The organism is Streptomyces sp. NPDC085931 (genome assembly GCF_044540565.1).
GTDB lineage: Bacteria > Actinomycetota > Actinomycetes > Streptomycetales > Streptomycetaceae > Streptomyces.
Genome location: NZ_JBITSK010000005.1, coordinates 515,089 through 523,406, shown reverse-complemented (window position 1 = coordinate 523,406; position 8,318 = coordinate 515,089). Strand labels below are relative to the sequence as shown.

Below are 8,318 nucleotides of genomic sequence, written 5' to 3'. Positions count from 1 at the left end.
ACAGCAGCCCTGGCAGACTTCCTGCACACCTACAACCACCACCGCTGCCACACCGCACTCGGCGGCCACCCACCGATCAGCCGCGTGAACAACGCTGCGGGTCAATACAGCTAGGGCCTGTCGTTCGGATCACGCCGCAGACGCGCGGTCCAGCGACGGCAGTTCCGCAGGCGGACGGACGGCCCCGGGCGGCGGCAGCGCCCGGGGCCGTCGGAACCGAACGGAGTGACTACGCGTCCAGCGACGTCATCACGTGCTTGATGCGCGTGTAGTCGTCGAAGCCGTACGCGGACAGGTCCTTGCCGTAGCCGGACTTCTTGAAGCCGCCGTGCGGCATCTCGGCGACCAGCGGGATGTGCGTGTTGATCCACACGCAGCCGAAGTCGAGCTTCTTGCTCATCCGCATGGCGCGGCCGTGGTCCTTGGTCCACACCGAGGAGGCGAGCGCGTACTCCACGCCGTTGGCCCACTCCACCGCCTGGTCCTCGTCGCGGAAGGACTGCACGGTGATGACCGGCCCGAAGACCTCGTTCTGGATGATCTCGTCGTCCTGCTTCAGGCCCGAGACGACGGTGGGCGCGTAGAAGTAGCCCTTGTCGCCGACCCGCTTGCCGCCGGCCTCCACGCGCGCGTGGGCGGGCAGCCGCTCGATGAAGCCCTCGACCTGCTTGAGCTGGTTGGGGTTGTTCAGCGGCCCGTACAGCACGTCCTCGTCGTCCGGCTGCCCGGTCTTGGTGTCGGCGGCGGCCTTCGCGAGCGCGGAGACGAACTCGTCGTGGATGGACTCGTGGACGAGCACGCGCGTGGCGGCCGTGCAGTCCTGGCCGGCGTTGAAGTAGCCCGCGACCGCGATGTCCTCGACGGCCTTGGCGATGTCGGTGTCCTCGAAGACCACGACCGGGGCCTTGCCGCCCAGCTCCAGGTGGACGCGCTTGACGTCCTTGGAGGCGGACTCGGCGACCTGGATGCCGGCGCGCACCGAGCCGGTGATGGAGGCCATCGCCGGGACCGGGTGCTCGACCATCATGCGGCCGGTCTCGCGGTCGCCGCAGATGACGTTGAAGACGCCCTTGGGCAGGATCCCGCCGAGGATCTCCGCGATCAGGACGGTGGAGGCCGGGGTGGTGTCGGACGGCTTCAGCACGACCGTGTTGCCCGCCGCGATGGCCGGGGCGAACTTCCACACGGCCATCATCATCGGGTAGTTCCACGGCGCGACCTGGGCGCAGACGCCGACCGGCTCGCGGCGGACGATGGAGGTGAGGCCCTCCATGTACTCGCCGGCCGAGCGGCCCTCCAGCATCCGCGCGGCACCCGCGAAGAAGCGGATCTGGTCGACCATCGGCGGGATCTCCTCGGAGCGGGTCAGCCCGACCGGCTTGCCCGTGTTCTCCACCTCGGCCGCGATCAGCTCCTCGGCGCGCTCCTCGAACGCGTCCGCGATCTTCAGCAGGGCCTTCTGGCGCTCGGCGGGCGTGGTGTCGCGCCAGCCGGGGAAGGCCTCGGCGGCCGCCGCCATCGCGGCGTCCACGTCCGCCTGCCCGGACAGCGGAGCGGTCGCGTACGCCTCGCCCGTCGCGGGATTGACCACCTCGGTGGTCCGTCCGTCGGCGGCGTCCCGGAACTCACCGCCGATGTAGTTGCGCAGACGACGCAGCTCGGTGCTCACTGCCGGCCCTCCAGTTCGGATGTCCATTACTTGAGACACCCACCCTAGTCGGCCGACCCACGTTTTCAACACCCCCGCTCCCTCCGCTCATACGGAATCCGCAGTAGGGAGCAACCGAAACAACGGATTTCATCGATCGAGGCTTGCGGAAGTGTCGAGACCTCGTGCACAGTGACCCCGTGGCCAGTCGAAGCGCAGACCAGAAGGGCGCGCGGGAGCACCGCGAGCCCTCCCGCGAGTCCAGGAACGGCAGCTCGCCCCAGCTGGACGCCGTCTCCCTCGCCATCATCGAGCAGCTGCAGGAGGACGGACGCCGGCCGTACGCCGCCATCGGCAAGGCCGTCGGCCTGTCCGAGGCGGCCGTGCGCCAGCGCGTCCAGAAGCTGCTCGACCAGGGCGTGATGCAGATCGTCGCCGTCACGGACCCGCTCACCGTGGGCTTCCGCAGACAGGCGATGGTCGGCGTCAACGTCGAGGGGGACGTGGAGTCGGTCGCCGACGCGCTGACGGCCATGTCCGAGTGCGAGTACGTGGTGATGACCGCGGGCTCCTTCGACCTGATGGTGGAGATCGTCTGCGAGGACGACGACCACCTGCTGGAGGTCATCAACCGGCGCATCCGGGCCGTCCCCGGAGTGCGCTCCACCGAGAGCTTCGTCTACCTCAAGCTCAAGAAGCAGACCTACATGTGGGGAACCCGATAACCGTGAGGACCCGATAGCCGTGAGCAAGGACCTCTCCCAGTCCGCGTACGACCACCTGTGGATGCACTTCACGCGCATGTCGTCGTACGAGAAGGCCCCCGTCCCCACCATCGTCCGGGGCGAGGGCACGTACATCTACGACGACCAGGGCAAGCGCTACCTGGACGGCCTCGCGGGCCTGTTCGTGGTGCAGGCCGGGCACGGCCGCGTCGAGCTGGCCGAGACCGCCTTCAAGCAGGCGCAGGAGCTGGCGTTCTTCCCCGTGTGGTCGTACGCCCACCCCAAGGCGATCGAGCTGGCCGAGCGCCTGGCCCACCACGCGCCGGGCGACCTGAACAAGGTCTTCTTCACCACCGGTGGCGGCGAGGCCGTCGAGACCGCCTGGAAGCTCGCCAAGCAGTACTTCAAGCTGGTCGGCAAGCCCACCAAGCACAAGGTCATATCCCGCGCGGTGGCCTACCACGGGACCCCGCAGGGCGCCCTGTCCATCACCGGCCTGCCGGGCCTGAAGGCCCCGTTCGAGCCGCTGGTGCCGGGCGCGCACAAGGTCCCGAACACCAACATCTACCGCGCCCCGCTCTTCGGCGACGACCCGGAGGCCTTCGGCCGCTGGGCCGCCGACCAGATCGAGCAGCAGATCCTCTTCGAGGGCCCGGACACGGTCGCCGCGGTCTTCCTGGAGCCGGTGCAGAACGCGGGCGGCTGCTTCCCGCCCCCGCCCGGCTACTTCCAGCGGGTGCGCGAGATCTGCGACCGGCACGACGTGCTGCTGGTCTCGGACGAGGTCATCTGCGCCTTCGGCCGCCTGGGCACGTACTTCGCCTGCGACAAGTTCGACTACGTGCCGGACATGATCACCTGCGCCAAGGGCATGACCTCGGGCTACTCCCCGATCGGCGCCTGCATCATCTCCGACCGCCTGGCCGAGCCGTTCTACAAGGGAGACAACACCTTCCTGCACGGCTACACCTTCGGCGGCCACCCGGTCTCCGCCGCCGTCGGCCTGGCCAACCTCGACCTGTTCGAGCGCGAGAACCTCAACCAGCACGTCCTGGACAACGAGGGCGCCTTCCGCGCCACCCTGGAGAAGCTGCACGACCTGCCGATCGTCGGCGACGTCCGCGGCAACGGCTTCTTCTACGGCATCGAGCTCGTCAAGGACAAGGCCACCAAGGAGTCCTTCGACGCGGACGAGACCGAGCGCGTCCTGTACGGCTTCCTGTCCAAGAAGCTGTACGAGAACGGCCTGTACTGCCGGGCCGACGACCGCGGCGACCCGGTCGTCCAGCTCGCCCCGCCGCTGATCTCCGACCAGTCGACGTTCGACGAGATCGAGCAGATCCTGCGCGCCACCCTCGCGGAGGCGTGGACCAAGCTCTGACCGGCCGACGCCCCCCGCGTCGCTCCGATCGTCTGCCTGGATGATCAACACCGGCCCCGGTGCCGCCCGTTCGAGTGAGAAACGGCGGCCCGGGGCCGCGTGCTGTCCGGCGCCGCGCCGCCTTCTGCCTAGCGTGCCCAGTGACCGATCGGCCCTGCCTTCGTTCCCCCGCACGGGGGATGGCACGGGAACTACGGATCTGAACCGAGGTGTACGCCCATGGAGGCCCCGCCGGACAACGACGTGCTCTGGGCACGTGCCCTGCACTTCCAGCACGACGACGGCTCGCCCGCGCTCTGCGGTGTCTCGCTCGGCGTCCGCGAGGGCGAGATCCTCGCCGTCGGCGGCCCGCGCGGCAGCGGCAAGACGACCCTGCTGCGGTGCCTGTCCGGCCTGGTGCCCGTGCGGCGCGGCGAGGTCTGGTTCAACAGCGTGCCCGTCCACACCATGGGCCCGCTCACCCGGGAGCGGCTGCGCCGCGACCGCTTCGGCTGGATCGACCCGGCCCCCTCCCTGGTCCCGGAACTCAACGCCTGGGAGAACACCGCCCTGCCGCTGATGCTGCGCGGCACCAGCCGCCGCCGCGCCAAGACGGCGGCCCTGGAATGGCTGGAGCGCCTCGACATCGGCGACGGCGCCCGCAAGCGCCCGCACCAGCTGGTGCAGGCCGAACGCCAGCGGGTCTGCATCGCCCGCGCGCTCGCCACCGCACCCTCGGTGCTGTTCGCCGACGAGCCCACGGCGCCCCTGCACCGCGCCGACCGCGCCCATGTGCTGCGCACCCTCACCACGGCGGCCCGCTCCCACGGCATCACCGTGGTCCTGGCCACCCACGACCCCGACACCGCGGCGCTCGCCGACCGCACCGTGTCGCTGCTCGACGGGCGGCGCGTCCAGACGGTGCACCTGCCGCCGGTCGCCGAGACCGCCGAGGCGGAAGGCCGGGCCGCGTGCTCGCTCTCCGTCTGACCCGCGGCGCCCACCCCGCCGTCCAGCTGCGCCGGCTCCTGGTCGCGGCGGCCTCGGCGGGCACGAGCTTCCTGTTCCTGTGCGCCCTGGGCCACGCCCTCGGCCACCCCGGCGCCACCGCCGACTCCGTGACACGGCTGGTGTGGAGCGCCGTCCCGCTGGCCGCCACGATCTACTTCGCCGTCGCGGTGGCACGCACCGACCCCGCCACGAAACCCCGCCCCGGCCTCTCCGCGATCGGCCTCGGCCCGCTGCGCCTGATGGTCGTGTCGGCCGCGACGACCGCCCTGTCCTGCACGCTCGGCTCGATGCTGGCCCTGCTCGTCTTCCTCCACCTGCGGGGCGATCTGTCGGGCCTGCCCTTCGACGGGGCGGCCGCCGGGCCCCTCGCCTCGAACCAGCCCCTGCCGGTGGCGGGCACGCTGACACTGCTGGCGATCGTGCCCGTCTGCGCGTCGGCGGCCGCGGCGCTGGCCCTGCGCCCGAGGGAGGCGGCACCGGCCGCGCCCCGGCCGTCCAGGATGTACGGCCGCTTCGGCGCGTACCGCCGTGACAGCAAGCGCGAGACGTTCGGGGCGTACGGCCGGTTCGGCCGGCAGATCGTCCGGCCCGTGCCCGGCGGTGCGGCCGACCCCGCCGACCCCGCACCTCAGAGCACGCCTTCGCAGACACGCGCGGGCGAACCGGCCGGGGCGGCGACGACGGCGACGGGCTCGGACTCCGGGTCCGGCGCGGTCCTCACCTCCGGCACGGGCCCGGGTCAAGGCCGGACGCCCGACGCAGGCTCCGGCCCCGGTGCGCACCCCGCCTCCGGTGAGGGCTCCGCCTCGGGTACGGTCTCCGCCTCCGGTACGGAATCCGGCTCCGGTGTGGCATCCGCCCCCCGCGGCGGCGTGAGCGCGCTCGCGGACACCCCGGCGCGTGACGCGGTGAGGGCGGTCATCCCCTACGGCGATCCGGCCGGGCACCCGGTGGCCCCGAACCGCGGGGGCGCCGCCCAGGCGGACCCCGGCCTCGCCCGGCAGGCGGGCGAGGGCGACGCGTCGAGCGGCGGCCGGCCCGGCAACGACCCGTCGGACCCGGTGGAAGCATCCCGCGCCGACGGTGCGCGGGCCCCGCGGCCCGCCCCGTCCCCGGCCGCACCGCGCGGCGCCGACGACCCCGCCGCCCTCGCCGCGGCCCTGCCGGACACCCCCGGACCCGGCGGCTCCCCCACCGCCGCCCCGACGGGACTGCCCTGGGGCATCACCCTGCTGGCCGCGGGCCTCGCCGTGGAGACCTACACGAGCCGCACCGCCCCGGCCGCCCCCGACCTCACCTTCTCCGGCGCCTCCCCCGGCGTCCTCGCCGGCTGGGCCCTGGCCGCCGTCGGACTGGCCCTGGCCGGACCGGGCCTGACGCACCTGTGCGGACGGCTCCTGCAGTCGGCCCGCCCCGGCGCCCTGCGGCTGCTGGCCGGACGGATCCTGATGGCGGAGGCCGACCGCATCGGCCGTCCCCTGGGCGTCGTCAGCGCGGTGCTGTCGGCCGCGTGGGCCATGGCCCTGCTGCACGCCCCCGACGGTCTGTCCCTCGGCCCGCTCACCGTGCTCGGCGTGGTCCTGGTGACCGGCTGCACGGTCGGGACGCTGCTCACGGCCGCCGTGGAGACCAGGCAGGTGCGCGCCGACACGACCGACGCGCTGCTGCGCCTCGGCGCCCCCGCGACGATGCTGCGCGGTGCCGCCGCCCTGCGCGCGGGCGCGCTGCTCGCCCTGTTCGGTCCGCTCACCCTGACGGTCGCCGAGCTGGCGGCCCTGCCCCTGGCCCGCTGACCCCGCTGACCCGCTCCGGCCCGCGTCTCCCGGTTCCCCGGCCCGCCCAAAAACTCGTACGAAGAAATTCCCGGAACGGCGATGAGTCCCGCGCCCGAGCCCGGTCTCATCCCACGTAACGACACGGACCCGTTGGGAGAGACCCGCATGTACCAGCAGATGATCTTCGTGAACCTGTGCGTGAACGACCTGGGCGCCTCGAAGAAGTTCTTCACGGAGCTGGGCTACTCGATCAACGAGCAGTTCAGCGACGACTCGACCGCCTCGGTGGTGATCAGCGACACCATCGTCGTGATGGTGCACACGCAGGAGAAGTACGCGCAGTTCACGAAGAAGCAGATCGCGGACGCGACGAAGACCAGCGAGGTGCTGATCGCGCTGAGTGCCGAGAGCCGCGAGAAGGTCGACGAGCTCGTGGACAAGGCGGTCGCGGCGGGCGGTTCCGTCAGCGGTGAGACGCAGGACCACGGCTTCATGTACGGCCGCGCCTTCGACGACCCCGACGGCCACACCTTCGAGGTCGTGTGGATGGACCCGGCGGCCGTCCAGGGCTGAGAGCCGCTGTGCCAGCATGGGCGAGTGCAGACGATGCCCGCCCATGCGGCCCACCACGACGACCGTGAGATAGAGACCCTCGACGAGTTCGACGCGACCGTCGCGGCACGCGGCACCCTCGCCGGCTACCGCGTCCAGGCGGTCGATCTGACGGACCGTACGCGCGAGTTGCTCACCACGGACACGGCCGGGGCGGTCTTCCTCGGCTGCGCCATGCGCGAGGACGCGGCCGCGAAGATCCGGGCCGACGGCGCCCTGGTCTTCCCGCCGGTCCCCGGTCTGCCCTTCGACCCGTACCGCGGCCTGGTCTACTCGCCGGACGAGTTGTTCGCGTCCCTGGCGGACGGCTACGAGGCCACGCCCGACGCCCGCGCCTACGCCTGGTTCCAGCGCACGAAGGCGGACGGCGACATCTACGCGTCCATGCTGCGCGCGGTGCACGACGACTCCGTCTCGGACGCCCTCGACGAACTCCTGTCCGGCGCCCGGGTCGTGGGCGTTATGGGCGGCCACGCCATGGCCCGCGGCACCGAGGAGTACGCGGGCGCCGCGCGGCTCGGCCGGGAGCTGGCCCGGGCCGGTTTCACGGTCGCCACGGGCGGCGGCCCCGGCGCGATGGAGGCGGCGAACCTCGGGGCCTACGCCGCCCCGTTCGACGCGGAGATGCTCACCGATTCCCTCCGGCTGCTGGCCAAGGCACCGCACTTCACCCCGTCGATCACCGAGTGGGCGGCGGCAGCCTTCGAGATACGCGCCCGCTGGCCCCGCGGCGGCCGTTCCGTGGGCATCCCGACCTGGTTCTACGGCCACGAGCCGCCGAACGCCTTCGCCTCGCACATCGCCAAGTACTTCGCCAACGCCACCCGCGAGGACGGCCTGCTGGCCCGGTCCAACGCGGGGGTGGTGTTCCTGCCGGGCGCCGCCGGGACCGTACAGGAGATCTTCGACAACGCGACGCCCAACTACTACGAGTCCCGCGGCGAGCCGACGCCCATGGTGCTGGTGAACCGGGCGCACTGGACCGAACGGCTGCCCGCGTGGCCGCTGTTGCGGTCGCTGGCCAGCAAGCGGTCGATGGAGGCGCGGATCGCGCTCGTGGACCGGATCGAGGAGGCGCCGGAGGCGTTGAAACGTCTCGGCGGTTAATAACCTGGCAAAGCAAGTGCTTGCACACGGCATATGCGTTGACACTACTTATGCGGCGCTTATAGACCTGGGAGCCTCCA

Annotated in this window: 7 protein-coding genes and 1 pseudogene; 7 read left to right on the top strand and 1 reads right to left on the bottom strand. The window is 71.9% G+C overall.

The features are described from left to right. Window positions 1-114, top strand: a pseudogene (locus ACIGAN_RS13540) (IS481 family transposase); the annotation flags it as partial. A 115-nt stretch (window positions 115-229) separates the two neighbouring features. On the opposite strand, the gene ACIGAN_RS13535 reads toward ACIGAN_RS13540, so the two are convergent. Then, on the bottom strand, window positions 230-1,669 hold the full coding sequence (locus ACIGAN_RS13535; protein WP_399857225.1) for a gamma-aminobutyraldehyde dehydrogenase: 1,440 nt from the start codon (window positions 1,667-1,669) through the stop codon (window positions 230-232). A gap of 164 nt (window positions 1,670-1,833) precedes the next feature. Here ACIGAN_RS13535 and ACIGAN_RS13530 point away from each other — a divergent pair, with 164 nt between their 5' ends. The 6 genes from ACIGAN_RS13530 (at window position 1,834) to ACIGAN_RS13505 (ending at window position 8,238) form a co-directional block, all read left to right on the top strand. Further along, window positions 1,834-2,373 carry an Lrp/AsnC family transcriptional regulator gene (locus ACIGAN_RS13530; RefSeq protein ID WP_365094326.1) on the top strand — a complete coding sequence of 180 codons (540 nt, stop codon included), beginning with the start codon at window positions 1,834-1,836 and terminating at the stop codon, window positions 2,371-2,373. A 13-nt stretch (window positions 2,374-2,386) separates the two neighbouring features. Continuing rightward, window positions 2,387-3,754 carry an aspartate aminotransferase family protein gene (locus ACIGAN_RS13525; RefSeq protein ID WP_365094501.1) on the top strand — a complete coding sequence of 456 codons (1,368 nt, stop codon included), beginning with the start codon at window positions 2,387-2,389 and terminating at the stop codon, window positions 3,752-3,754. A gap of 219 nt (window positions 3,755-3,973) precedes the next feature. Continuing rightward, window positions 3,974-4,723, top strand: a complete 750-nt coding sequence (locus ACIGAN_RS13520; protein WP_365739255.1) for an ABC transporter ATP-binding protein — start codon at window positions 3,974-3,976, stop codon at window positions 4,721-4,723. Continuing rightward, a complete protein-coding gene (locus tag ACIGAN_RS13515; RefSeq protein WP_399857222.1) occupies window positions 4,705-6,537 on the top strand; it encodes a hypothetical protein in 1,833 nt (610 codons plus the stop codon). The genes ACIGAN_RS13520 and ACIGAN_RS13515 overlap by 19 nt, the downstream gene beginning before the upstream one ends. A gap of 147 nt (window positions 6,538-6,684) precedes the next feature. Beyond that, window positions 6,685-7,092, top strand: a complete 408-nt coding sequence (locus tag ACIGAN_RS13510) for a VOC family protein (RefSeq protein ID WP_365094334.1) — start codon at window positions 6,685-6,687, stop codon at window positions 7,090-7,092. Window positions 7,093-7,116: 24 nt separating this feature from the next. Further along, window positions 7,117-8,238 (top strand): LOG family protein, encoded by a 1,122-nt coding sequence (locus tag ACIGAN_RS13505; RefSeq protein WP_399857220.1) that lies wholly within the window; start codon window positions 7,117-7,119, stop codon window positions 8,236-8,238. Window positions 8,239-8,318 lie beyond the last annotated feature (80 nt).

Excerpts from the sequence above, each read along its gene's own strand:
- ACIGAN_RS13510 (WP_365094334.1), top strand. The coding sequence starts at position 6,685 with ATGTACCAGCAGATGATCTTCGTGAACCTGTGCGTGAACGACCTGGGC.
- ACIGAN_RS13520 (WP_365739255.1), top strand. The coding sequence starts at position 3,974 with ATGGAGGCCCCGCCGGACAACGACGTGCTCTGGGCACGTGCCCTGCAC.